The organism is Algoriphagus sp. CAU 1675 (genome assembly GCF_029222925.1).
Classification (GTDB): Bacteria; Bacteroidota; Bacteroidia; order Cytophagales; family Cyclobacteriaceae; genus Algoriphagus.
On record NZ_JARHUI010000002.1, the window covers coordinates 109,501 to 135,086 of the forward strand.

Sequence of the window (25,586 nt, forward strand, 5' to 3'; positions counted from 1 at the left end):
ATTTTTATACAAAAGTGTAGTTTAAGTACAATTTATTTTTAAAACCATGCCTAAAATAGTTATACAACCCTTCCAAAGCCCTGTAGGTGAACTCCTGTTGGGTTCTTTTGAAGATAAGCTATGTCTTTGTGACTGGACTTTCCGAAGTATGCGGGGTGTGGTGGATCATCGGATCCAAAAAGGACTGAGTGCCGAATTTGTATCCGGAGATAGTTCTGTTATTCAAGAGACCATATCCCAACTCGGAGAATATTTCAAAGGGGAAAGAAAAGAATTTAACATTCCAACGCTGTTAATCGGCACTGATTTTCAGAAACAGGTCTGGGCGGCTTTGATGAAAATACCTTATGGAGAAACCCGCACCTATCTTCAACTTTCCAAGGAACTCGGGAATCCAGACGCCAACCGGGCCGTGGCCTCTGCCAATGGAGCCAATGCACTTTCCATTCTAATTCCTTGCCACAGAATTATCGGTTCAGATGGAAGCTTAGTAGGCTATGCCGGAGGATTGGGAGCAAAAAAACAACTCCTGAAGCTTGAAAAAGCCCGCATTAGTCCAGGCAATGGCCAATTAGCCATCTTTTGAATCTCAAAAAAAGAAAAAACATCTGTCTAGAATCATACAACTAAACAGATGTTTTAATACACTCTCTTTTAAATCAGTTCAAACAGTTGCCTATTTTCCTTCCTTACTTTTTTTCTAAACTGACTTTTGTCTTGAACTGATCGGTAACCTACCGGGACAATAATTGCAGCATTTAGTCCTTGATTTCTGAGACCCAGGATTTCATTGTATGCCGTGGAATCAAATCCCTCCATAGGACAAGAATCTATCCTTAGTTCCGCACATGCCATCAGCAAATTATTCATGGCCACGTAGCATTGTTTTTCAGACCAGGAGTTTCTTTCTGAGGAGCTCATTTTGCGGATATCCTCCTTGATAGATTTACCATAATTCTTCAGATTCTCTGAGTCAGCATGATTCGTTTCGATCACCAAATCAATGTACTCCTCCACTCCTGAGCAGAAGTTTGAATTGTAATTACAAAAAACAAAGAGCTGTGAAGAGTCCGTGATTTGGGGTTGATCATAAGAATGTTCTCTTAATTTTTGCCGGATGGATTGATCCTCGATAATGAGGATTTTATAAAGCTGAAGCCCATAGGATGAAACGGACAAGCGAACAGCTTCCTTTAGGAGTTCGAGATTCTCTTCGCTGATTTTTTTATTGGGGTCAAATAATTTAGTGGCATAGCGCCAATTGAGATGATGGATTAAATTCATGATTAAGGTCTTTTTACTGTGAAAATTTTGATCGTAAAATCCTCCTCAAAGCCGGTTTTCAGGTAAAGTCCCTTACCCATTTCTGAAGCTTGGAGAATTGCATATTTGGACCCTTGGCTCTTGGCCTGATCCAAAACCTGTAGGAAAATATCCTCTGCATAACCTTTTCTTCTATGTGCAGGAATGATTCCAAGGGAATATATCCCTGCCGTCTCAAGTCCTTGCCCCTTGTAGATCAAGGCTGTCCCTACGGGATTCTCCCCTTCCCATGCAATCAGCCAATCCGCATGATTTCTCAATAGAAAAACTGACTCAGGACTGATCACGTAACCAAACGCCTCTTCAAACAAGCCCGACCAAAGACTTGCATTCTGTGGGTTTTCCACTTGAGTTAATCTAAGTTGGGCAGTATGGGGCGGCAATTCTGCTAAAGGGGCTGACATGCCGATGATTTCCATTTTCTTTTCCAAACCAAGGCTTAGAAGCCGATTTTCCTCCTCTTCAGTATGAATTTCCCAAATGGGAAGGGTCAGTGAGTTACGGAACAGGAGTGGATGAATGACTTTCCAGTTCTGCTGGGACAGTCCCCCTTTTAGCCATAGCTTGTTAGGCCAATGGGAATTTTCCACCATACTGAAATCATACGTGTCGGTGGAGACAAATTCACCTCCGATTTCACCACCTAGTTTCCATAATCCAGTCAGATTATCAATATTCAATTGTTTAAAATCCATGTCAGTTTTTACGCAGCTTTTACCAATATTCAGTGATTCTGAAAATCTTGCCGTCCTTGAACTCAAATACAGCCATTTCACCATCTTCCTGTTGAGGATTTGGGTTGGTTTGGGACACATATCTCTTGCTGACTGCCAATGCATCTTTTCCGGATATGACCGAAAACACACGGATATCATAAATGCTACCATCGTAGTCCCCCTTTTCTATATTCCGGCTATATCCATTATACAAATCTTCTCTTGTATACACTCCTCCATACTCCTCATGAACATACGTGAAGTCTTCTGAAAACATTTGAAAGAGCTTTTCAACATCCTTTATATCAGAATCTTTACTGAAAATCTTCAGATTGAGTTGATAATATTGATGGAGCAGTTCCTCCTGTTTGATTTTTTTATCAGCATCAGGGTTTCTTTCATTTTGAATTCCCAAAAACCCCAAAAACAGCAAATAAGCAATGGTAATGGCAATTTTCATTTCAAGTACTTTTGTTTTTCATGTGATTTAAAAAGGTTCAGATCGAACCCCGTACTATTTTATCCAAGATTTACACAGCCAGATTTTTAGAAAATCCTTATTTTCGACGATGGTCACGCGTAGTTCATCCCTATTTGAAATCCCCCTCACAGAGGAAGAAGCCCAAATCATTGACGAATTGATCCCAATCAAAACCTTCAAAAAAGGAACAATCCTTTTAGAAGAGGGGCAGGTTGCGAGGGAATCCTATTTCAACCTCAAAGGTCTTGTACGTCTCTATTACCTGATTGACGGAGAAGAAAGAACCATCCACTTTTTTGAGGAAGGCCAGCCGATTGCTTCCCTTTCCAGCTATCTGAATAAAACTCCCGCTAACCACTATTTTGAATGTGTGGAGGACACGACCTTGACCATTCTCAGCTATGATAATGAGCAGGAATTAATCAAGCGGGTGCCAGTTTTCGAATCAGTATGCAGAGTTTCGATTGAGCAGGAATTTGGGAAAAACCAGCAAATGCTCGCCGACTACATGATCAAATCCCCAGAGAAACGTTACTTGGAACTACAGAAAAAGCAACCTGAACTCCTCAACCGGGTTCCCCAGTATATTCTTGCTTCTTACCTAGGAGTAAAACCAGAGTCTCTTAGCAGGATTCGAAAACGATTGGCGACCAAAGCCTGATCTAAGCTACCTTAATGGCCACATTCCCAGCTTTTCTCCCTTTTTCCACATAGGCATGCGCGGCAGGAATTTCCTCGAAAGAGTAAACTCTATCCAAGTATGGGCTGATTTTTTTTTCAGCAAGCAGGGATTGAATTACTTTCAAATCAGTCTTTTTCTGATCGGCAATCCCCAACAAAATCTGCTCCTTTTTACCACTCAGGGTTTGGGTAAACAAATCCAGGTAATCTGAAAGAGAGGCGTCATTGGACAGGTATTTTCCTGTACTCTTGAGCAAATGTTTGACTTCCCGATAGGAGGTTTTTCCCACCGCATTGATGATCAAATCAAATTTTTCAGGAATTTGAGTGAAGTCTTCCTGCTCATAGCTAATCACCTGATCTGCTCCCAATTTTTTTACCCAACTCGCATTTCTTGAACTGCAAACCCCTACTACATACGATTGCTTCACTTTTGCCAATTGGAGCATGGCTGAGCCGACAGATCCGGAAACTCCATGGATCAGCACGTTCATTCCCGGCTGCAGATTTACTTTTTGGAGGAAATAATAGGCAGAAAGAAAACCTACTGGAACGACCGCAGCTTCCTCAAAGCTCAATCCCTCAGGGATTTTTGCCAAAGGCAATTCAGAATCTACCACCACGTATTCGGCATAGGTCCCTGAATTCATCCCCAAACTGCCAAAAATTCTATCCCCTACCTGGAATTCTGAGACATCCGTACCTACCTCCTCTACAACTCCGGCAAACTCATGCCCAAGCAAGGTGTTTTTTGGCTTCAGCAATCCGGCGTGAAACCGAATAGGAAAGGGAGTTGCACTCCGGATTCTCCAGTCTCCGGCAGTCACAGAAGTAGCACGAATTTTCACCAAAATCTGATTTGCTTTTGGTTTTGGCTTTTCCAGCGCATCGGGATTCAACACATCCGAAGCCCCATATCTTTTGAAGGTAAATGCTTTCATTTTCAAATGTTTTTGATTTACGCTTCAAAAGTAAAATCCACTTCTTCCCCAAAAATTGATCTGGGTTAAGAAGTGGATTAATTAGAAAAAAGGCCTTTACAAAAAATTTAAAAGATGAATTTTTATAGACTTTCTATAGCCAATTTGGCTATTTCTCGGGTAATTACAGTAGGTGAATTGCAATCGCAGTTACTCAATCCAACCACATAAATATCCTGCTCCGGAAGGTAAACTCCCATGGATTTAAAGCCAAAAACACTTCCCCCATGCTCTCTAATCGGCATTCCTCCTAACTCCTTGATATGCCAACCATAGCCATAGGTCAAGGTTTCTCCATTGGACAAAGTCCCGGGAGTGAAGGCCTTTCGTATGGTTTCCTGCTTCAGAAGTTTCTCCGAATTCAAGGCATTTTGCCAAATCAGTAAATCATCCACTGTGGACATCAATGAACCTGATGCAAAGGGAATATTCAAACTCACCCACATTTTATTGGTATAACCACCCCGGTCATGATAGCCATAGGCTCTGTTTTTTACCAATTCACGATCGGAGGCATAGCGCGAGTCATTCATTCCCAATTTTTGAAAAATTCGCTGCTCCACAAAATCCTCATAGCTCATTCCGGAAACCAACTCAATCACATATCCTAAAACCACATACCCTGAATTGTTGTATTCAAATTTTTCTCCCGGAAGAAAATCCACTGGCTCATCCTTGAAAAAATCAACTATTTCTTTTGGACTAAGGTCATTCCGGGCAATCGACATAATGCTTTTCATTCTGGTGAAATCCTTGATCCCAGAGGTATGATTCATTAATTGCTGAATGGTTAATTGATCTCCCTGAACAGGAAAATCGGGAATGTACTTTCTAACATCATCTTCGATATCGAGTTTCCCATCTTCTTCCAACATCAAAATTCCAACCGCAGTGAACTGCTTGGTCATGGAACCGATCTGAAAAATATTTTCGGGAACCATTGGCACCTCTAACTCCAGATTTGCCATTCCAAAGGCTTTTCTATAGATAGGCTTGCCATCTTTGGCTACCATAAAAACTGCCCCAGGCCCCTCCGTTTCAAACATCTTCGTCAATAGACTGTCAATTTTAGTTTCGAGAGTTTGGGCTTTGAGACTTAGTTGGCTTAAAAGCAACAATGCTATAAGCATACAGAAGGTGAATGCGTTTCTAGTTTGTTTTTGAGTTTTCATTTTTATCGTTATGATTAATAATACAGTATTGTCAATTCCTTTGGAGATAGTTTTTGAATTGATTTAAAGCCTGAGATTTTTGTCTAGGGAATGGCTTTGAGCTTATTGGGAAGCATTGATTTCCAGAACTTCCTTCAACAAGGAATCCATGGCTTTCACATTCACATAGTTAACCAGCAGGTTATCAGTACTTTTATCCATTTTTACCCCGTTCAGAAAAGGCAATAGGATTCCCAGAATGAATAATTTCATTTCAAAATTTTGTTTATTAGTTAGTTAGGAAATTAATCCAGACGGGAAAGCCTAAGGCTTTTTACCCATCCATTTGAAAGGTTTACTTCCGTCGCCTTAGCCTCTGAATCAGGGACAATTTCAACGGAAAGCACAGGCCATGCTCCCCGAAACGCATTTGCGGCAATTCTTTCCAAAGGAATTTCCCCATGGCGTGGATGATAGGCCACTAAGCCATCTCCTTTTACTGAAACCCAATAAGAAGTCTGAAGCTCCTCACTGTAATACTCCCCTTCCAAACCCACCAAATCGGATGTTGAAAAGGAATTTTCTCCATTTCCCCAATACTGAAGTGGGCGTTCGGAAGTTCCTATCGTACCAATAAGGCCCTGCTCCATCATTAGAATTTGAATCATATGCTTATCGTAGGTATCCCAGTAATTCCCCTCCAAAAGCATTAACTCATTTGGATCAGGAATTTGTGTCCCTACCTTTTCAGATGCGGATAGGTGATTGGAGGTTACAGCTTTTTCCAAAATTATTTCAGAACCCCCCTTAAACTTTTGGCCTAGGTTAGAGGAATTGAAGTTGGAAAGCATTACCATACTTAGCTTCAAGTCAGGACTAAACCGTGCCAAAGAATTTCCTATTGCACTTAAATAAAAGATGAAAATGAAGACTAGCTTTTTCAAAGGCTTATGCGGACTTGATTTTTTCTTGGTTCAAAATTAAGGCACCTATTTCCCTTTGACATTGACTTAGGTTAAGAATTCATTTTTTTACGGAAACCACCAATTTTTCATTCTTAACCTAGATCAATGTACAGCCTTTTTCAGCACCCTAGGTTTGTAGAAAATTTAGACAAAATGAAAAAGGAACTTCATCCAAATGACAGAAACCTCCATTTAGGGCTAACTGGCATACTTTATTTAATAGTAATTGTCGGCGGACTTTTCAGTGAACTGGGCGTACGAGGAGCTTTATTCCTACCTGAAAATCTCTTTCAGACCATGGAAAACATCCAAGGAAACCAAAGTCTACTTAAACTAGGCGTGGCTTCAGACATGGTGATGTTTTTAGCAGATATAGGATTGGCTTGGTTCTTCTTGATTCTGTTTCAGCAAAACTTTCCAAGACTTTCTTATCTAGCTGCCTTCTTCCGATTGGTTCAGGCGGGGATTATTGGGATCAATCTGATCCACCTGCTACAGATTCCTGCTCTATTTCAGTTTTTCCCCGAGACCAAAGATGCGCAATGGATAGCTCAACAAATAGGCTATCTGATTGAATCCCATCGTATGGGCTATTTACTCAGCGGGATTCCATTTGGAATGAGCTGTATTCTTTTGGGCTATATGATGTACCAATCCGGCTGGTTTTCCCGCCTTCTTGGAGCCATGGTACTGATTGCAGGATTTTCCTATTTGATTGATTCCTTCACCAACATCCTCTTTCCGGAGTATTCCCCAAAAAGTGAAATCCTGGTTATGGCGATTGCTGTCATCACAGAATTATCCCTATGCATCTATCTGATAATTAAAGGAATAAAGAAATACTAAACCAACTATTCTATTTACTTAAACACAAACAAAATGAGAAAAATCGTTTCAACGTTCGCTGTGGTTCTAGCCACTACCCTCCTTTTGAGTTCCTGCCATTCGTACACAGTCACAGTGGGAGAAGGCTCGCAAACCGGGATCGAGTACAAAGAGAAAAACCATTACCTGATTGAGGGATTGGCTCCTTTAAAAGTATCCGATCCTGAGAAAATGGCCCGGGGTGCCAAAGATTACGAAGTCACCACCAAGCACACCTTTGTGGATGGATTGATCCACGTGTTGACTTTCGGAATCTATGCTCCTACGACTACCATTGTAAGGAAGTAAAAATCAGGCATAATCAAAAAAGAAAGGGGGTCCGCAGGTTACCTGTGGATACCCTATCAATTATCAATGGAATTAACCCATGAACAAATCCTTTTCCTTAAGCTTATTGGCCCTATTCCTGACTTGGAGCCATTTGGCTGCACAAACTGAGGACAATGTGGTTGGAACAAATCATTGGATAGACTCCAACATACTGGAGGAAAAAAGAAATATCCAGATTTTCTTTCCGGAAGGCTATGAGGATTCACAAAGCAATTTCCCGGTTCTTTACCTGCTGGATGGACAGCGGTTTTTCCTTCATGGAGTTAGTCTTCAGCAATCTTTCCGACAATATGAACTGACTCCGGGCTTCATTGTCGTGGGAATCACCAACCAATATCCCAGTCGATTTAACCATTTTGGAGATGGGAAGGAAAAATTCCTGGCATTTCTCAAAGAAGAGGTAATCCCTTATATAGAGGAAAAATTCCGTGTCAACAAAAGTGAACGGATTCTCTTTGGTTGGGAATATGGAGCCGGTTTTACTTTTCATAGTTTATTGACCCAACCCGATCTATTTGATGCCTATTTACTAGCAAGCCCATACCCCATTCTAGATAAAACCCAGGATCTTGGCCAGTTTGATAGTTTAAAAAAGGTTTTGGTATATGCGGTAAGTCCGGATGAACACGAAATCAATCATGCGGTAGACCAACTGGATTCCCTGCTTTCAGCCAAAAAAATAAGTGGATTAGATCCAATTGGATTAAGACTTGAAAATGAGGAACATCGATCAACTGGCTGCCCTACACTTTATCATGGATTGAGACATTATTTTCGCTTCTATCCCGAACTTCAGGAAGACAACCTTTACAAGTTTCTGGAAAAGGGAGGTTTGGATTATGCTGAAAACTATACAATGGAGAGATCAAAACGGTATGGCTTTCCTGCTGAACTCTCAATTTGGTCCAAATACAGCATTATCCGAAGTGCCATCAGAGCAAGTGAATTTGGTCATTTCCAAGAATTTATAAAAAGGCTAAATCTTGAATCACTGATCTCTGACCTGATTGAGGATCAGAGGAATTATGCGGTTTTTCAAATACTTTCCTTTTACTATAAAAATGATCAAACTGAAAAGGTAGAATATCTCTTGGAGTTTCTAAATGATCAATATCCTGATCTCAAAATCCCTGATTCAATTTTAGAAAAATTGAAATCATCAGAATGAAAAAAAATCATATCAGAACAACCATCTCTCACTTTATCCATAAAATATTATGCCCCACTTTATTATTGACTGTTCAAAGGTGCTTTTAGAAAAGCAGCCCCCGGAAAAAATTATGAAAACGGTTTATGAAGCAGTAAGCTCATCAGGCCTATTTCAACCGGAAGATATAAAAGTCAGAATTAGTCCTTTTGCCTATTCATTCGGAACATTTACTCCATCTGAGTTTATCCATGTCTTTGGAAATATTATGGAAGGCCGAACGGCTGATCAGAAAAATGCACTTTCGGAAAGAGTAGTAACCGAACTAAACCGGCTTTTCCCGGAGCTTACAATCCTATCCATTAATATCAGAGATTTTGAAAAGCAAGGCTATTTCAATAAATCAATGATATCTGGATCTCCCCTAGAAACTAATTATAAGGCATAAACGAATCGAGATAAAATGAGAACGATATTAGTTATCCTGGCATTCACATTCAGCCAACTTAGTGTAAATGCCCAGTTAGCAAGAAACATAGAAATGACTCCCGACAATCAACTATTGGGCTTGGGACAACAGCATTTAATACAGTCAGAGATTTTACAAGAGGAACGTCCAATTATTGTTTCGTTGCCCAATGACTATGAAAATAGCGAAGCAGGTTATCCGGTGATTTATGTTTTGGATGGTCTGGAAAATATCAAGCATACTGTGGGTACGATAGAAATTTTATCCGAATCAGGTCTCATCCCTCCAATGATCATTGTTGGAATTCAAAGTTTAGACCGAGCGAGAGATTTAACTCCTTCGAATGCAGGGCAAAACGTTTACGGAGGAACCGGAAATAAGGGAATCCCACAAAGTGGTGGGGCCAAAAGATTCTTACAATTCATCAGCGAAGAAGTGTTCACTTTCGTGGAGAAGAACTACCGCACGTACCCTTATCGAGTCCTTGAAGGACATTCTTTTGGAGGTTTATTTGGTGTTTACACCTTGATGGAAAGCCCAGAATTATTTGATGCCTTCATCATAGAAGCTCCGGCACTGTGGTGGAATGAGGAGCAGATGACCCAAAAAGCATCTACTTTTTTCGCAGAAAATCAATCCCTAAATAAGACCGTCTACTTGGGTATAGGTGGTGGAGATGGATGGGGTATGAAACAGGAGTTGATCAGGTATGTGGATGAGATCAAAAAGAACCAACCGGAAGAGTTTCGCTGGCTTCATGAAGAAGTGGGCGATGAAGATCACATGGCTTCTCGCCTGTTGCTCAATTATCATGGGTTGAAATTCTTGTTCTCTGACATAAAACTTTCGGATAGTTTGAAGTCCAATTTTTCGGAGGAAGAATTTCTCCAAGGTGAGGAACAACTAATGCTGAAATATGGAGGCAACGTCAGGCGAGGTGCCAATGAGTATGTAAATCTGGCTTTTGAAGAGATTGACAAAAAAAATGAAAAAGGAGCAATAACTATCTTAAAAAGAGCGACCCAAGCTTATCCCAAATACATTGGAATGTTGACATTATTGGCACAGACCTATGAGAAGACTGGTCAGATTGAGCTTGCAATAGATACCTACAGGAAGGGAATAGAGGTTTCCAAACGCTATAAACTAGGAATGGAAGATGATTTTGTTCAAAAAATAGAACAGCTGAAACAGTCAAAATAGTGCGCTTGATACTCTGATTTTCGTCTCCATTTGGAAGTTGTACCTATCAACCACTCAGACCTAAGTATTCTTCTATTAACATATTTTCTCACGATAAATCCATCCAAAAAATGAAAAAAGGTACAAGCCTACTCTTGGCCATACTGCTTTTGATTTCCTGCAACTCTCCTAAAAAAGAGCGGGGAAGAATATTGATCATCGTTTCCAATACCGAAGACATGGGAGACCCCGAAAAGCATTTTGCTGGAAATAACCTCTGGGAAGTAGCGCCGCCTTACCACATTTTTGTCTCGCATGGTTATGAAGTGGATTTTCTATCACCTACCGGCGTAGAAGTCCCTTTTTCCATGGACCCCATGGGAATCAGCAGTTATACGATAAAGTATGAGAACTTCCTTGAAAGGGTTGAAAATTCCTTAACCCCTGATGAGGTAGATTTTGAAGAATATCAAGCAGTATTTATTGGCGGTGGATATGGGCCTTTGTTCGATGTGGCCTATGATGAAAAAATCATGTCCCTAATCGCCAAAATCTATGAAAATGGTGGAATCGTAGGAGGCTGTGGCCATGGTCCTGGTGCTTTTGCAAATGTCAAACTTAGCAATGGCGATTATATGGTTAAAGATAAAAAAGTAACTGGCTTCCCAAATTCTACCGAAATCACTAAAGATTGGGCTAAAAATGGCACCTTATTACCAATAATGCTCGAGGATCAATTAAGAGACAATGGTGCGGTGTTTCAAACCAAAAGTGATTTGGCCGATAAGCACGATGTAGTGATTGACGAGAGGATCGTGACCACCATGTTTCTTCCTTCCTCTGCCATAGTTGCCAAAGAAATGATAAATCAAATTGAAAACTAAAGTAACAAGATGTGTTAGGTCTATCGGCAGTAATTAAAACAAACAAAACATTCAAAAATCTTATTATTAAACTCTCAGCACTTGTGTTTTTAGCATTCTTAAGTGCTTGTAAAATTGAGAAATCAGAAACAAAAAAGAATGATTCTTCAACAGAGGAAAACCTCTACTTTGGGTATAAGCCACCCGGACTAACCCCTGAAATTTTTATTCCTAAAAGGAGTGCTTCTGAAGATTGGAAATTAGGGAACAAAGACTCTTTGGATATGCAGGAATTTTACTTCACATATTCAGGGAACGACCCCTTTCAGCCGGCTGTGGTTGTATATCGAAATGAAGGAAGTTATTACAGGGTCAATAAGTATAGCTTCAAACATAATCCTGGCGATAGTAACATCTTATACTCTAGATGGAACTACATAGAACGTACAGATTCCGGTTGGTCAAAGCTAAAAAGCCTGGGTCCAATGTTTGACAGGGAAGATTGGGGCATTATGGTCATGTCAGTATCTACTAAAGGGACCATGATTTTTGACGATTACAAAAGTAATGATGTACTCCGCATCTCAAGGGTTGTAGACGGAAAGCGTGAAGAACCAAAATTACTCGGTAAACATATTAACACAGGCAAATGGACCGCTCACCCCTTTATAGCTCCTGATGAATCCTTCATAATATGGGGTAGTGAGCGAGAAGAGGGATATGGCAAGTCGGACAATTACATCAGTTTTCAACAGCCCGATGGTTCATATGGTCCAGCTATTAATATGGGAGATAAGATAAATACAGAACTAATAGAAAATGGCGCCCGATTAACACCTGACGGAAAATATTTACTTTTTTCAAGGTCAGAAGAAAAAGTAAGGGAAGATGGAAGTACATATTCGGAATCAAAAAATTATTGGGTTGATGCTAAAATCATTGACCAGTTAAGACCTCAACAATGATTTGTAATAAAAATTAAGGTTAAAAAAGTGTAACTATAGCCAACAAGGTATATATGTAACAGCTGTTTTAAGTGATATAACGAAAGTATAAATATGAAACAACGGTTACTGTAAAACCTAAAGGTTTGTTGTAGATCCCTGCAATTTCTCATGCACTTGACCAATTATCAAAGCAATTAACCCATGAATAAATTCTTTTCCATAAGCTTTTTGTCCCTATTCCTGACTTGGAGTCATTTGGCTGCACAGACTGAGGACCATGTGGTTGGAAAAAATCATTGGATAGACTCCAATATACTGGAGGAAAAAAGAAATATCCAGATTTTCATCCCGGAGGGCTATGAGGATTCACAAAGCAATTTCCCGGTTCTTTACCTGCTGGATGGACAGCGGTTTTTCCTTCATGGAGTTAGTCTTCAGCAATCTTTCCGACAATATGAACTGACTCCGGGCTTCATTGTCGTGGGAATCACCAACCAATATCCCAGTCGATTTAACCATTTTGGAGAGGGGAAGGAAAAATTCCTGGCATTTCTCAAAGAAGAGGTAATCCCCTATGTAGAGGAAAAATTCCGTGTCAACAAAAGTGAACGGATTCTCTTTGGTTGGGAATATGGGGCCGGTTTTACTTTTCATAGTCTATTGACCCAGCCCGATCTATTTGATGCCTATTTACTAGCAAGCCCATACCCCATTCTAGATAAAATCCAGGATCTTGAAAAGTTTGATAGTTTAAAAAAGGTATTGGTATATGCGGTAAGTACTGATGAATACGAAATCAATCATGCAGTAGACCAACTGGATTCCCTGCTTTCAGCCAAAAAAATAAATGGATTAGATCCAATTGGATTAAGACTTGAAAATGAGGAACATCGATCAACTGGCTATGCTACACTTTATCATGGATTGAGACATTATTTTCGCTTCTATCCCGAACTTCAGGAAGACAACCTTTACAAGTTTTTGGAAAAGGGAGGTTTGAATTATGCAAAAGCCCATGCCATTGAAAGAGCTAGACGCTATGGTTTTGCTCCGGAACTCAGCCTTTGGTCCAGATTCACCATAATTCGGAGTGCAATCCGGGCAGAAGATTTTCCTCATTTCGAAATGTTATTGGAAGGGCTTGAATCTGAAAAATTTATCGATGAGTTGGTAAATAGTAATTGGGCTTATGGAGCAGGAATGATTGCCGAGTTCTATGAAAAAAACGCCCACTATGAGGAAACCATCCCCATTTATAAAAAGCTTTTGGAAAAAAATCCGGAATCTGAGCGTTTATTGAGCCGAATAGCCAATGCATTTCTGCAACTCGGAAAAGAAAAAGAGGCAAATTAGTATTTTCAACAAGCCAAAAAGAAAAAATCTGGCCAATAGCTAGCTTTTAAAAAAAGAAGAAAGATGACGATGGCCGAATATGTGCTCAAAAGAAACGGAGTGCCTTTGGGAGAATCCAATTCCCTGAGGAATATGCTCCTGCGTTCCCTTGGAGCTAAAAATTTTGCCGAGTTTTGGAATTATTGGAATCCCATTTTCGGATATTTCTTGGGTTATAAAATATTCAAACCCATTAAGACCATCTTACCGGATTCAATGGCATTTCTGACGACTTTTTTGGTAAGTGGATTGATCCATGATCTGGCGGCCTTGATTTTTACAGGCAGGACTTCTTTCCTATTTTCAATATGGTTTCTATGGATGGCAACGGGAGTTCTTTTAACTCAACTTTTGAAGTTCAATTTCAGCAAGAAACCTTTTGTCATTCGGGCCTTGATCAATCTGACCATCATTCTATTCTGCCTTGCTATTGCTTTTTCTCTGAAAAAATTCTTGGGATTCGAAATTTTACTCTCCCAATTCCTTTAAAATAAGGAGGACAAGTATTACCCGAGCATTGCAGCTACTGCAAATCCCAAGTAGGTTCCAAGCGCATTTCCCAAACTCCCTACAAGTACTCCAGGAATCAGCAGATCAGGTCGATTTAAGCTTTCTGCCGCAGCAATTGCCGTGGTATTCCCTCCTACATTTGCTTGTGAAGCCACAGCTACCACATCCCAATCCATCTTGAAAAAAGAACCCAATCCGAAAATCACCAACCCATGGATGAAAACCAGAAGGCCAACGAAAAGGATCAAGGTTACTGCCAGTTCTCCCGTTTCAGAAAGTGCACTTATATCGCAAAGGGTACCGATGACAGCAAGGAAAATCAGAATAAAGAAAAAGCCTAAAGTATGTTTGCCTTTAAGTTTCTGAACAGAGGGCAATTGAGCCATAATCAAAGCAATAGTAGTCAGGGTAATGATTTCAGGAATCTGAGGAAAATATTCCGCTACGATCTTGCTAATCACCATTGCAAAAAAAGCATAAGCCAAAAGTATTGCTAAAGAAGCAATAGAAACCTGCTCTTTTGGTAACGCATGCTCTCCCTGCTCTGCAGATTTTAGCTTTTTTCTGGGAAATAATTTTTGAAGGTATTTGGGCAGAATCAAAGTTGCGATCACCCAGGGAGTCCCGATCAAATTATCTACCACAGTGGTAGCAGCGTAGAGTGTTCCGTTTTCATTTACTCCATAGCCCAAGGCAACCGCATTGAAATTGATGCTCCCACCGATATAAGTTCCAGTATACATCCCTGCTACCGCAGCAGCCATATCCCCTATTTCCACTTCAGGGTTGACCAAATACCAGGACACCATAACTCCAACCAAAGTCCCCAATGTGCCGATTCCAAACATCAATAAAATGGGCAGACCTGCTTTTTTTAAACTTTTCAGATCCACTTCCAATAAGGCTATAAAAATTCCCAAAGGAGCCAGGTAAAGAAATACCCCGTCATAAACAGGATTTCCCTGCATGGCACTGGGAATAATTCCCACATTGGAAAGAACCGCACAGATCAGAATAACCAAGATGGGTGTTCCTATAGTTTTGCCCCAGGAAAACTTGGTGAGCCAGGTTGAAAAAAACACAGAAATACTCAGGATGCCGGCAACAAAGAGTGGGTCTTGGGTAAAAGTCATTTTTGAAAATAAATAAAATGAGGAGAAGTCCAACCCAGCTTTTTACTCAAGGTCTAAAAAACGCCCTGATTCTATTCACTATAAACCAAACGTCTTCTTCCGAAAGCCAGGGATTGAGCGGCAAGGACAAAGCCTCTCGGGTAATTTTTCTGGAAGTTCCAAAATCACCATTTTGAAAAAACACATCCATATCTGGCAATATCTGAGGATAATGTATAGCGGTCCCTATTCCTTCACTCGCCAAAAATTCTTTCAAACTGTCTCTGAATTGGGTCTGAATAACAAATAAATGAGCATTGTGATTATCAGAAAGGATTTTTTCGGGCAATTTCAGTTCGGAAATTTCAGCAAGACCCTCCAGATAGATCTGAGCTAATTTTTTGCGCTTTCCTTGGTGGACTTGGAAGTCCTCCAACATCACATTTAAAAATGCAGCCTGAACAGTATCGATTCGGCTATTCCTACCTATCAGGACATGTTCGTCCCGAATTGGCTGGCCGTGATTTCCCAGCAATCGTATCTTCTCTGCTATTTCTTTGTTTTGACTCAAGCACATCCCCGCCTCTCCCAAAGCTCCCAGATTTTTTGTGGGATAAAAACTCAGGCATCCCACCTCTGAAAAAGTGCCAGCTGGTTTTCCATTTTGCTTAGCTCCAAATGCCTGGGCAGCGTCTTCGATTACAAAAATCCCGAGTTCCCTAGCTTTTTCTCCCAAGGTTTTCATATCCGCCATTTGTCCATAAAGGTGAACTGGCACTACCGCTTTGGTAGTTGCATTGACGGCCTGAACCCAATCAGAACGAAGGAGACCTTCTTCATCCGTATCCCAAAAAACCGGTTTTGCACCAACCATAACCACCGCTTCTGCGGTACTTACCCAAGTCAGAGCAGGAACAATTACCTCATCCCCGGGACCGATTCCCAAAGCCCGGAATGCAAGTTCCAAAGCATCTGTCCCATTGGCGCAGGCTATGGCAAATTGGCTATTCAAAGTAGATTTAAAAGTCCCTTCCAACAGTTGTACTTCCTTTCCCCCGGAAAAGACTCCTTCCTCCAAAAGAGCAGCAAACCGAAGTTTCAATTTCTCTTTCAGCTTTTGGTCTAGTTTGCTCAGATCAAGAAACGGAATGTTCATCCAGAATTTTGGCTAGTTGGAAACTCAATGTGCGTCTGGAATACTTCTCCAAATCAGGGGAATCTATTTGTAAAGAAGTCGATTCAAATAATTCTCTGAGTCTCCTTCGGATTCCAGCAAGATCGGAATGAGGCAAGACAACTCCAGCCCCGGCATTTTTAAGAATCAACGCCGAATCCCCCTCAGGGTCCCCCAAAGCCAAGACTGGTATTTTTGTTGCTAAATATTCAAACAATTTACCGGGAATATTTCCCTTGGCATTTTTGGTATCCGTCAGAATCAAAACAAGGGCATCAGCTTCTGCATAAAAGCCAAAAACCTCTTGATGGGAAACATATCCCGGAAAGTGAATTCTAGAAGCAAGCCAAGAATCAGCCTGAACAAAGCCCCTGACCTGTTCGCTGACTTTTCCTACAAAGGTCATTTGGACTTGCACGTCTTCCGCTGAAAACTCCTCTTTCAACGCTTCCAGAAGAGGAATAGGATTGCGAATAGAATCGATAATTCCAGTATACACCAAATTCAATCTGCCCGGAATTTTTTCTTTTCTCTGAAAATCCCTTGGAAGATCAGCTGGATCAAAACCATTGGTCAGCAACCTTACTTTTCGATTGGCAATGGCTTCTAAATCATTCCGAAAAGTTGGGGAAATCGTGACGACCTCATCAGCCTCTTTCAATACCGATTGTTCCAGTTTTCGGTGCTTCTTTCTTACCCAGTCCTGCATAGGAAGCGCATCCAAAAACTCCCATTGGGACCAAGGATCCCGAAAATCTGCAAGCCAAAGTACTCCAGTTTTGCGCTTCAGCCCCCTTCCAATCAAATGCAAAGAATGAGGAGGACCGGTGGTAATGACAGCCTGAAACTGCTCTTTCCCCATCAAATCGACGAGAAAATCCACAGAGGGTTTTACCCAAAACACCCTCGGGTCAGGCACCAAAAAATTGGCCCTAAGCCAAATGGCCGTTTTTTCAAGCAATCCCTTTTTCTTTTGTTCAAGCATTCTCGAAGGATGGCCTCCTGTTTTTCCCTTCAGCTTTGCAAAAAGCTGATAGGGCTCCCAAATGGGGAATTTCAACACTTCAAGACTTGGAGGAACTTCTCGCGCCAAGGTCTCATCCTTCAGATCAAAATCCGGATTCTCGGTTGTAAAAATCACCGGTTCCCAACCAGCCTCCGGCAGGTACTTGGCGAATTTTAGCCAACGCTGCACCCCGGAGCCTCCACTGGGTGGCCAATAATAGGTGATGATGAGAACACGTTTTGTCATTAGGAATCGAAAAAAACAAAGGATGAAATTAATGGAATCCACCCAAAAAGAAAGGGAGAAAGTATCCTTTCTCCCTTTTAACTGTTCCAAAAGGAAACTTTTTGAATTACTCGCCCTGAGCCAGGGAATATCCCCTCACTCCGTCAAAGGTGTACAAATGCTCAGTTTTGATAAAATCAAAGCCCAGATTTTCAATCTGCTTGAGCAAATCCAAAATCTGTCCGTGAGTGATCACTCCTCCATCAGCTGTCTTGAATCTGCATCTCCAATGGTCTGTGCAAAAAGTTTCCTTTAATCCTTCCGGAAACACTTTTACACCTCGGTTAGTGATCAAGTAAAGTTGAAGTCCATTGGCATTTGCCTGACGGAGTCTTTCTCCGATCACATTAGGATCTCTTCCTTCCTCATCCCAATCAATAAATACGTCCACCCCTGTCAGTTCTTTCTTTGCTTTTGCCTTTGGAGAAAGTTTAATATTCATCGGTTGTGTATCCTCCTTTTCGAACGATGCGGAGGTCATTTTTTCTGGCTTTTGTCCCAAGCGTTCGATCACAGCCTGAGCAAACTCCTGAGTCCCCACCTTCTTGGAAGAAAGTCCTTCCTGATAAATATCCCCCGTGTGGATTCCATCTTCCAAAGTCTTCATCCATGCATTGGCGATTTTTTCGGCTACTTCCGGCTGTCCGATATGCACCAACATCATGATTGCACCGTTCAACAAACCGGAAGGATTGGCTATATCCATTCCTGCAATATCAGGAGCAGAACCGTGAATGGCTTCGAACATCGCGACTTCTTCCCCAACGTTTGCTGAACCTCCAAGGCCTACTGATCCAGTTACCTGAGCCGCAACATCAGAAATGATATCACCATAAAGATTGAGGGTGACGATCACATCAAAAATCTCAGGACGCTCGGCAATCAAAGCAGTACCGATATCGATAATCTTGTGGTCGGTTTGTATATCCGGATATTCTTTGGCGATTTCATCAAATGTTTTGTGAAATAGTCCATCGGCCAACTTCATGATGTTGTCCTTGGTCATACAAGTCACCTTTTTTCTTCCGTATTTTTTCGCGTATTCGAATGCGTAACGGATGATTTTTTCAGAACCAGGTTGGGATATCAATTTGAGTGTCTGATACACTTCCTGAGTTTGACGGTGCTCAATACCTGCATAGAGGTCCTCTTCGTTTTCCCGGATAATTACCAAATCGGTTTTTGGGAAATGAGTTTTGATAAAAGGAGAGTAAGCCTTACAAGGCCTTACGTTTGCGTAGAGACCAAAAGATTTTCGGGTGGTCACATTCAGCGACTTAAATCCTCCCCCTTGAGGAGTAGTGATTGGTGACTTCAAAAAGACCTTGGTTTCACGGAGCGAATCAAAGGCTTTGGGATCCATGCCGGAAGAAATTCCTTTGAGATAAACCTGCTCTCCGATTTCAATCACGTCATATTCCAGTTGTGCTCCAGCAGCCTCTAGAATATTGAGTGTGGCTTGCATGATTTCGGGCCCGATTCCGTCCCCGTAGGCAACCGTAATTTTTCTTTTGGAAGACATATTAAATAGTGGATTTAGTTTTAAAATTTCCTTCCGCAAAAGTAAAGAAATTTGCCATAAGAGGGCTTTCAAACTCCTGAAATTCATCTTATCACCTCTATAAAATTTTCTTTGGAAAATTAAATACACCAACGGTATTTGGATTTTTCTAATGTAGAGATTTGGGATTGAATACCCTGCTTGTATATTTGTTCGCGACTGAAGCTTACTATTATGGAAGATTTTCGAAATATTCTTGCCCAAGAAAAAGATGGAGTTCTTTATTTGACCGTCAACCGGGAGGATAAAATGAATGCCCTGAACTTTGCTACCCTAGAAGAGCTCCGAGAAATCTTCGATGTGGTGATCGACAACAAATCCATCAAGGCTGTGATCATCACCGGAGCAGGAGAAAAAGCCTTCGTCGCTGGAGCCGATATCAGCGAAATCGCAGAACTCAACGAAGTGAATGCCCGTAAATTTGCCGAGAATGGGCAGGAGATTTTTTCCATGATCGAAAATTGCCATAAACCTGTCATCGCCGTCACAAATGGCTACACTCTGGGCGGTGGATGCGAATTAGCAATGGCATGCCATATGCGAATTGCCACGGCCAATGCAAAATTTGGTCAACCCGAGGTCAACTTGGGAATCATTCCCGGTTATGGAGGTACTCAACGACTGACAATTCTGGTGGGAAGAGGAAAAGCCAATGAGCTGATGATGACCGGAGACATGATCGGTGCAGAGGAGGCAAAAAGCCTGGGACTGGTCAACCATGTACTTTCAACTAAAGAGGAGGCTATGGCCATGGCGGAGCAAATTATTGCCAAAATCATGTCCAAAGCTCCACTGGCCATTGGAATGATCGTGGACTGTGTCAACGCTGTCTATCTTTCTGAGGAAAACGGCTATCAAACTGAGGCCAACAGTTTTGCCCGATGTGTTAAATCCGGTGATTACAAAGAAGGAACCACTGCATTTTTGGAGAAAAGAAAACCGGTTTTTAAAGGAGAGTAAACTCCTTTCTACCGCATGAGCAATCTAAAAAAACTAGCCGGGCAAACCGCCATATATGGACTGAGCAGCATTTTGGGCCGGTCCATCAATTTTTTGCTCATCATAGTCTATACTGCCTACCTCAGCAAAGAATCCTTAGGGGCATTTACCGGTATTTATGCACTGATCGGCTTTCTCAATATTGTATTTACCTATGGGATGGAAACCAGTTTTTTCCGTTTTTCCACTGGTAAAAACCTGGATCAAACCAAAGTTTATCACAATACTCAGTCCCTTCTGGTCACCAGCTCCCTGATTTTGGGTTCGGCTATATATCTTTTAGCCCCCTTTCTCGCGGAGTGGATGAATTACCCGGGACAGGCCTACCTATTCCGCTGGACAGCATTGATTCTCAGTTTTGATGCTGTTCTTGCTATTCCTTTTGCAAAACTGAGACTGGACAATAAAGCCATTCTCTTTGCTTCGGCAAAACTGATCAACATTACCTTCAACGTTGCATTCAATCTGTTATTTATCATTGGAATCCCCATGATGATGGAGGCAGGTCAACTTCCGGAGGATTTCTTGGGATACAGATCAGATTGGGGAGTAGAATACATCCTATTAGCCAATTTATTGGCAAACGGGCTGATCATTCCATTTGTATGGTGGAAAGCCGGTTTTTTCCAATTCAAATTGGAAGGGCACATTCTTCGACCCATGTGGAGCTATTCCCTCCCCCTTCTTTTCATGGGACTGGCAGGAGTAACCAACGAACTGGTTTCCAGACTTCTTTTTGAATACGTCCTTCCACAAAATTTCTATCCTGGATTGAGTACCAGAGAAGCTACAGGGATATTTGGAGCCAATTTCAAATTGGCCATTTTAATGAATTTGGTTATCCAGGCTTTTAAATATGCCGCCGAACCTTTTTTCTTCAAACAGTCCGAAAACAAAAACTCACCTGCTCTATATGCCCGTGTAATGCATGCATTCATCATTTTCTGTTCCCTTTTGATGATTGCCATCTCCGTGAACCTATTCTGGCTAGGCCCTTTATTTTTAAGGAGTCCTGGATACGGGTCAGCCTTATACATCGTTCCTACGCTGCTTATGGGTTATTTATTTCTGGGAATTTATTTCAACCTTTCCATTTGGTTCAAAATCACTGACAAAACCCAATATAGCTTTTGGATTACATTCATAGGGGCAATAGTGAGTGTGGGCGTGATTCTTGGCTTTGTCCCAATTTGGGGCTATATGGGCGGGGCCTTGAGTACTTTCCTGTGCTATTTGACCATGAGTGCTATCTGCTTTTTTTACGGGCAGAAGTATTATCCCATCCCCTATCAAACTGGAAAAGGACTCAGCTATTTGGTAATGGCTTTCGGGTTGAGCTATCTCGGGTTCTTTTTGGAAAGCGGCAATACGATTTTAGATTTCTTCGTTAAAAACGCACTATTGATCCCATTTTTCCTGCTTATCTGGATTTTTGAGAAAAATGAAATTAAAAAATTGTTGACCAGTAAAAACCAAAAGATTAACTAAATTCTATTTGGATCATTTTTGGCTGAATTTTGGTTTAAACCGAGTAACAAGCCTTCAAAGGAGTTTGAATGCAATTCATTCACTCCTTTTGATAAAAGGCATTATGTTTGTGAATCCATGCAGATACTCTCATTACCCGTGATTTCCAGAAAATTCCCAATAATACTTCTTCTCTTGGCAATGGTAATTTCCCCGGTTTTTGCCCAGCAAAAACTTAGCAGGAAAGAACGAAAAGCAAAGGAAAAAGAAGCACTTACTAGCCGGTATTTTATAGAAGGCACCAAGTTGATGGCTTTGGGTGACTTGGAAAAGTCTTTTTTCTATTTGGAAAAAGCCCTTGAGCTTAACCCGGAGGAAGCTGCAATTCATTATAAAATCGCTGAAATTTTTACCCGCGCCAACCAAGCGGAGAAAGCGCTTCCATATGCTGAAAAGGCAGTATTGCTAGACGGAAACAACAAGTACTATGCGCTGATGGTTGCCGAGATTTATACCAAGCTCAACCAACCCCTCAAAGCTGCGGAAATCCTGGACAGGTTGACAGCAGACGGAAGCAGCAATCAGCAATACAACTTAGACCTCGCCTCCATTTACCTGAATTCAGGCGAGTTTGACAAGGCCTTGGTGGTATTGAACCGAGCCGAAGAGTATTACGGAGTCATGGAACCAATCACTGTACAGAAGCAACGCATCTATTTGCGAAAAAATGACCTAAACAGTGCATTAGAAGAAGGAAAAAGACTTATAGAAGCAAAGCCTGGCAATCCAAAGTATGTTCTCAATCTGGTCGAGATCTATTACAACAACAATCGAAAGGATGAGGCACTTGAATTGGTATCCCAAGAAATTGAAAAATATCCAAACCAGCCAGAACTTCAAATGGCTGCTCATTCCCTGCTAAAGGACAAGGGACTGATCGAGGAATCTACTGATTACTTATTGATGGCCATCGCTAGTCCTGATCTTGACCCGGAAGTCAAAGCCAGGGCTTTTTCGGCACAACTGGAAGAATTCCAGACTGTTGAGAGAGATGAACTATTAGATACTATGGAGGTTCTTTTGCGAAAAACAGAGCCTGAAAATGCTGCTATATTCGAAGCCCTTGGAGACAGGAAAATCAAAAGCGGTGACCAAAAAGAAGGTTTGGATCTGTATAAAAAATCCCTTGACCTGAACCCAAAAAATGCCAAAATTCTGGAACAAGTGATTTTGGGCTCTTTTGGTGAAAATCCGGACTTTGTCTCGGCAGAGCGCTACACCATTCTTGGAGTGGATGAATTCCCCCAAAATGCAGAATTTTGGTTCTATGATGGAATCGTCAAATCAGCCCAGAAAAAGGATAGTTTGGCTGTAAATTCACTCAGCAAGGCAGTTGAACTGAATGCCGGAAAAAACCAACAATTGGATCAGGTAGCATTTGGTTCTTTAGGCAGTTCCCTATACAATCTCAACCAGAAAGATTCGGCATTTCAATACTTTGAAAAAGCCCTAAAGCTGAACCCAAATGACGAACAGGTTTTGAATAATTATGCCTATTTCCTTTCACTGGAGAAAAGGGATTTGGAAAAAGCCAAGACCATGTCTGAAAAAGTAGTTCGGAAATTTCCAGACAATGGCACTTTTTTAGACACCCATGCATGGGTCCTTTTCCAGATGGGGGATTTCGAGGGCGCTAAGAAGTATATGGATCTTGCGATCAAAAACGAAGCCGAACCCAGTGGGGTGATGCTTGAACATTACGGGGATATTTTATACCATTTGGGTGAAAAATCAGAAGCATTGAGCTATTGGAAAAAAGCTGCTGGCAGCTCTGAGGCCTCAGAAAAGCTACCTCTAAAAATTAAAAATGGAAAATACCATGAGTAGAGTTTCAGGCATCTTTCTCATTTTGATAGCCATGGTAACCATTGCCGGTTGCGTAAAAAAAACAGTTTTCTATCAATCAGAAGGCAAAATGGAGGACTTCAACCCTGTCTATGCTGATTTTGATTTCATCAATGCCAGAGCAAAGGTGGTGATTGAGGAAGAGTCCGGTAAGGTCACCCGTGGAACCATGAATATCCGCGCCAAAAAGGACAGTGTGCTTTGGTTTTCGATTTCACCTGGAATGGGCATGGAAGCTGTTCGTGGTTTAGTCACGCAGGAAAAGATCAAAATCAAAGATCGCTTGGGGAATGAGGATATAGATATGAGTTTTCAGGAATTCGAAACCCTGTATGGGCTCTCTCTTTCCTTGGATTTGTTCCAGAATCTGCTTTGGGCTAACCCACCCTATCCATTTGATTACAGGGATAGGCTGGTTCGAGTAGGCAAGGCTTTTGAACTAACCCAAGTGCGAAACCAAGTCCGGTATTTTAGCAAGGTGGATGTAAACTATGCAAAAGTCACTGAATTGGTCAGCAATTCCCTAAACGACCGAGGATCCCTTCTTGCTAGTTTTGCCAGCTATCAGGAAGTCAACAAGCGTCCCTTCCCCGCCGAAGTCCTCTATAAATTAGCCTACCAACTTCCAAATGGGTCACAAAACACCATTATCCATTTGGATTGGGTATCCATCAATCCACAGTCCGAACCTTTAAATTTTCCATTTAGATTTTGAAAAGGTCATTTAGCGTCTATTTCCTCTATTTGAGTTTAGTTGGTGCACTCACCCTACTTTTTTCTTTGGAAGGATTTGCACAAACCCGAAAGACCCGTGAACAATTGGAACGGGAAAAAGCGGAAGTTCAGGCAAAACTCAAGGAGTTTGACGCCATCCTGAAACAAACCACTGCAACAAAAAATAACACCATTGGGGAACTTAATTCCATTATAAAACAATTTCAAACACAGACCCGATTGGTAAATACTCTTGACCGGGAGGTTAAACTCCTGAATCAGGAAATCAGCCAGACTGAGAGCAAAATCAAAGCACTGGAAGAAAAACTGAAAAACCTAAAAGCCGAATATGCCCGGATGGTTTACAATGCATCCAAACTTAACAGAGGGCTTTCGATTGTTGCCTTTGTTTTCAGTTCATCCAACTTCAATCAATTGTATATGAGATTGAAGTACCTAAAACAATATACGGATAGCCGAAAGCAACAAGCCGAACAAATTGAAAAGGTAGGTCTTGAACTTGAAGAACAGCGAAAGCAACTTGACCAACGAAAAGCTGACAAGGAAAAAGTCCTAGTGGAAGAGCGGGAGGAAAGAGCGAAGCTGGAAAAAATGAGAAAAGAGCAGCAAGTAGTTCTCAATTCCTTGACCTTGAAAGAAAGACAGATCAAAAGACAGATCTCGGCAGCCAAAAAGCAACAGGAACAGCTCAATCAATTGATTCGACAGGTAATTGAAGAGGAAATTCGGAAAGCAGAAGAAGCAGCTAAAAAGGAAAACAGCAAAGCAACCAAGTCTTCCGGAAGCAGCATGCCAATGACGCCGGAAGCCGCAGCACTCTCCAATTCCTTTGCAGGCAACCGAGGCAAGCTTCCTTGGCCGGTAGAAACGGGATTTGTAACCCAGGTATTTGGGGACAACCCCCACCCGACCTTGAAAGGAATTTCCATACCGAACGACGGGATTAATATCCGTACTCAGACCAATTCGGATGTTAGGGCAGTATTTGACGGCACTGTCACCAGAATTGCCACGATGCCAGGCTACGGTGAGACTGTCATCATCAAGCACGGAGAGTATTATACCTTATATAGTAAGTTAAAAACCATCTCTGTAAAAGCAGGTCAAACTGTCAAAGCAAAAGACGTTATTGGCAAGGTGGCCACTGGTCCGGACGGAATCGCAGAAGTTCATTTTCAAACCTGGAAAGGGCTTCAGAAAATGGATCCATCAGGCTGGATTTTATCCAGATAGTATAAAAATTAGTATCTTTAAAAAAAAGATGGAGAGCTGTCCCAGCTAGCTTTGTCTAAGCGAATGACAATCTTATCTTTGCAACCT

At 41.4% G+C, this 25,586-nt stretch carries 27 protein-coding genes; 16 read left to right on the forward strand and 11 right to left on the reverse strand.

Annotated features, from left to right (window positions below; all coding sequences use genetic code 11):
• Positions 1–46: 46 nt before the first annotated feature.
• Positions 47–586 carry a methylated-DNA--[protein]-cysteine S-methyltransferase gene (locus tag P2G54_RS04520; protein WP_275868661.1) on the forward strand — a complete coding sequence of 180 codons (540 nt, stop codon included), beginning with the start codon at positions 47–49 and terminating at the stop codon, positions 584–586.
• 68 nt (positions 587–654) lie between these two features.
• On the opposite strand, the gene P2G54_RS04525 is transcribed toward P2G54_RS04520, so the two are convergent.
• The 3 genes from P2G54_RS04525 to P2G54_RS04535 are packed head-to-tail and all read right to left on the reverse strand — an operon-like array spanning position 655 to position 2,499.
• Complete coding sequence (locus P2G54_RS04525; protein ID WP_275868664.1) at positions 655–1,284, reverse strand: NAD(P)H-dependent oxidoreductase; 630 nt, start codon at positions 1,282–1,284, stop codon at positions 655–657.
• 2 nt (positions 1,285–1,286) lie between these two features.
• The gene (locus tag P2G54_RS04530; protein ID WP_275868667.1) at positions 1,287–2,018 is read right to left on the reverse strand and encodes a GNAT family N-acetyltransferase; all 732 of its coding nucleotides are present in this window, start codon (positions 2,016–2,018) and stop codon (positions 1,287–1,289) included.
• Positions 2,019–2,037: 19 nt separating this feature from the next.
• Positions 2,038–2,499, reverse strand: a complete 462-nt coding sequence (locus tag P2G54_RS04535; RefSeq protein ID WP_275868669.1) for a nuclear transport factor 2 family protein — start codon at positions 2,497–2,499, stop codon at positions 2,038–2,040.
• 109 nt (positions 2,500–2,608) lie between these two features.
• On the opposite strand from P2G54_RS04535, the gene P2G54_RS04540 reads away from it, so the two are divergent.
• Positions 2,609–3,181 (forward strand): Crp/Fnr family transcriptional regulator, encoded by a 573-nt coding sequence (locus tag P2G54_RS04540; RefSeq protein WP_275868671.1) that lies wholly within the window; start codon positions 2,609–2,611, stop codon positions 3,179–3,181.
• Position 3,182: 1 nt separating this feature from the next.
• On the opposite strand, the gene P2G54_RS04545 is transcribed toward P2G54_RS04540, so the two are convergent.
• The 4 genes from P2G54_RS04545 to P2G54_RS04560 form a co-directional block, all read right to left on the reverse strand.
• The gene (locus tag P2G54_RS04545) at positions 3,183–4,142 is read right to left on the reverse strand and encodes an NAD(P)-dependent alcohol dehydrogenase (RefSeq protein WP_275868673.1); all 960 of its coding nucleotides are present in this window, start codon (positions 4,140–4,142) and stop codon (positions 3,183–3,185) included.
• A 122-nt stretch (positions 4,143–4,264) separates the two neighbouring features.
• The gene (locus P2G54_RS04550; protein ID WP_275868675.1) at positions 4,265–5,353 is read right to left on the reverse strand and encodes a serine hydrolase domain-containing protein; all 1,089 of its coding nucleotides are present in this window, start codon (positions 5,351–5,353) and stop codon (positions 4,265–4,267) included.
• Between the two features lie 102 nt (positions 5,354–5,455).
• Positions 5,456–5,605 (reverse strand): hypothetical protein, encoded by a 150-nt coding sequence (locus tag P2G54_RS04555; RefSeq protein WP_275868677.1) that lies wholly within the window; start codon positions 5,603–5,605, stop codon positions 5,456–5,458.
• Positions 5,606–5,637: 32 nt separating this feature from the next.
• Entirely contained in the window at positions 5,638–6,276 is a 639-nt protein-coding gene (locus P2G54_RS04560; protein WP_275868679.1) for a hypothetical protein, read from the reverse strand.
• Between the two features lie 174 nt (positions 6,277–6,450).
• Here P2G54_RS04560 and P2G54_RS04565 point away from each other — a divergent pair, with 174 nt between their 5' ends.
• The 9 genes from P2G54_RS04565 (at position 6,451) to P2G54_RS04605 (ending at position 14,001) form a co-directional block, all read left to right on the forward strand.
• A complete protein-coding gene (locus P2G54_RS04565; protein WP_275868681.1) occupies positions 6,451–7,143 on the forward strand; it encodes a DUF4386 domain-containing protein in 693 nt (230 codons plus the stop codon).
• 33 nt (positions 7,144–7,176) lie between these two features.
• The gene (locus tag P2G54_RS04570) at positions 7,177–7,470 is read left to right on the forward strand and encodes a Bor family protein (protein WP_275868684.1); all 294 of its coding nucleotides are present in this window, start codon (positions 7,177–7,179) and stop codon (positions 7,468–7,470) included.
• 79 nt (positions 7,471–7,549) lie between these two features.
• Positions 7,550–8,680, forward strand: coding sequence for an alpha/beta hydrolase-fold protein (locus P2G54_RS04575; protein WP_275868686.1), 1,131 nt, complete (start codon positions 7,550–7,552; stop codon positions 8,678–8,680).
• A 49-nt stretch (positions 8,681–8,729) separates the two neighbouring features.
• Positions 8,730–9,107 (forward strand): 5-carboxymethyl-2-hydroxymuconate Delta-isomerase, encoded by a 378-nt coding sequence (locus P2G54_RS04580; protein ID WP_275868688.1) that lies wholly within the window; start codon positions 8,730–8,732, stop codon positions 9,105–9,107.
• A 15-nt stretch (positions 9,108–9,122) separates the two neighbouring features.
• Positions 9,123–10,331, forward strand: a complete 1,209-nt coding sequence (locus P2G54_RS04585; RefSeq protein ID WP_275868691.1) for an alpha/beta hydrolase-fold protein — start codon at positions 9,123–9,125, stop codon at positions 10,329–10,331.
• A 110-nt stretch (positions 10,332–10,441) separates the two neighbouring features.
• Positions 10,442–11,194 (forward strand): type 1 glutamine amidotransferase domain-containing protein, encoded by a 753-nt coding sequence (locus P2G54_RS04590; protein ID WP_275868692.1) that lies wholly within the window; start codon positions 10,442–10,444, stop codon positions 11,192–11,194.
• An 11-nt stretch (positions 11,195–11,205) separates the two neighbouring features.
• Complete coding sequence (locus P2G54_RS04595) at positions 11,206–12,138, forward strand: hypothetical protein (RefSeq protein ID WP_275868694.1); 933 nt, start codon at positions 11,206–11,208, stop codon at positions 12,136–12,138.
• Between the two features lie 183 nt (positions 12,139–12,321).
• Positions 12,322–13,473, forward strand: coding sequence for an alpha/beta hydrolase-fold protein (locus P2G54_RS04600; protein WP_275868696.1), 1,152 nt, complete (start codon positions 12,322–12,324; stop codon positions 13,471–13,473).
• A 63-nt stretch (positions 13,474–13,536) separates the two neighbouring features.
• Entirely contained in the window at positions 13,537–14,001 is a 465-nt protein-coding gene (locus P2G54_RS04605) for an MBOAT family O-acyltransferase (protein WP_275868698.1), read from the forward strand.
• Positions 14,002–14,018: 17 nt separating this feature from the next.
• Here P2G54_RS04605 and P2G54_RS04610 read toward each other — a convergent pair whose 3' ends face one another.
• The 4 genes from P2G54_RS04610 to P2G54_RS04625 form a co-directional block, all read right to left on the reverse strand.
• Entirely contained in the window at positions 14,019–15,155 is a 1,137-nt protein-coding gene (locus tag P2G54_RS04610) for a DUF819 family protein (RefSeq protein WP_275868700.1), read from the reverse strand.
• 46 nt (positions 15,156–15,201) lie between these two features.
• A complete protein-coding gene (locus P2G54_RS04615) occupies positions 15,202–16,290 on the reverse strand; it encodes a DegT/DnrJ/EryC1/StrS family aminotransferase (RefSeq protein WP_275868702.1) in 1,089 nt (362 codons plus the stop codon).
• Positions 16,271–17,560 (reverse strand): glycosyltransferase family 4 protein, encoded by a 1,290-nt coding sequence (locus P2G54_RS04620; protein ID WP_275868704.1) that lies wholly within the window; start codon positions 17,558–17,560, stop codon positions 16,271–16,273. Before P2G54_RS04620 ends, P2G54_RS04615 begins: the two co-directional genes overlap by 20 nt.
• A gap of 106 nt (positions 17,561–17,666) precedes the next feature.
• Positions 17,667–19,121, reverse strand: a complete 1,455-nt coding sequence (locus P2G54_RS04625) for an NADP-dependent isocitrate dehydrogenase (RefSeq protein ID WP_275868707.1) — start codon at positions 19,119–19,121, stop codon at positions 17,667–17,669.
• Between the two features lie 213 nt (positions 19,122–19,334).
• Between P2G54_RS04625 and P2G54_RS04630 the strand changes: the two genes are divergently transcribed.
• From P2G54_RS04630 to P2G54_RS04650, 5 genes are all read left to right on the forward strand, one after another.
• Positions 19,335–20,120 carry an enoyl-CoA hydratase-related protein gene (locus P2G54_RS04630; RefSeq protein WP_275868709.1) on the forward strand — a complete coding sequence of 262 codons (786 nt, stop codon included), beginning with the start codon at positions 19,335–19,337 and terminating at the stop codon, positions 20,118–20,120.
• A 15-nt stretch (positions 20,121–20,135) separates the two neighbouring features.
• Positions 20,136–21,647 carry a polysaccharide biosynthesis C-terminal domain-containing protein gene (locus tag P2G54_RS04635; protein WP_275868711.1) on the forward strand — a complete coding sequence of 504 codons (1,512 nt, stop codon included), beginning with the start codon at positions 20,136–20,138 and terminating at the stop codon, positions 21,645–21,647.
• A 117-nt stretch (positions 21,648–21,764) separates the two neighbouring features.
• Entirely contained in the window at positions 21,765–23,513 is a 1,749-nt protein-coding gene (locus tag P2G54_RS04640; RefSeq protein ID WP_275868713.1) for a tetratricopeptide repeat protein, read from the forward strand.
• Positions 23,506–24,246, forward strand: coding sequence for a DUF4292 domain-containing protein (locus P2G54_RS04645; RefSeq protein ID WP_275868715.1), 741 nt, complete (start codon positions 23,506–23,508; stop codon positions 24,244–24,246). The genes P2G54_RS04640 and P2G54_RS04645 overlap by 8 nt, the downstream gene beginning before the upstream one ends.
• On the forward strand, positions 24,243–25,499 hold the full coding sequence (locus P2G54_RS04650) for a peptidoglycan DD-metalloendopeptidase family protein (protein ID WP_275868717.1): 1,257 nt from the start codon (positions 24,243–24,245) through the stop codon (positions 25,497–25,499). Before P2G54_RS04645 ends, P2G54_RS04650 begins: the two co-directional genes overlap by 4 nt.
• Positions 25,500–25,586 lie beyond the last annotated feature (87 nt).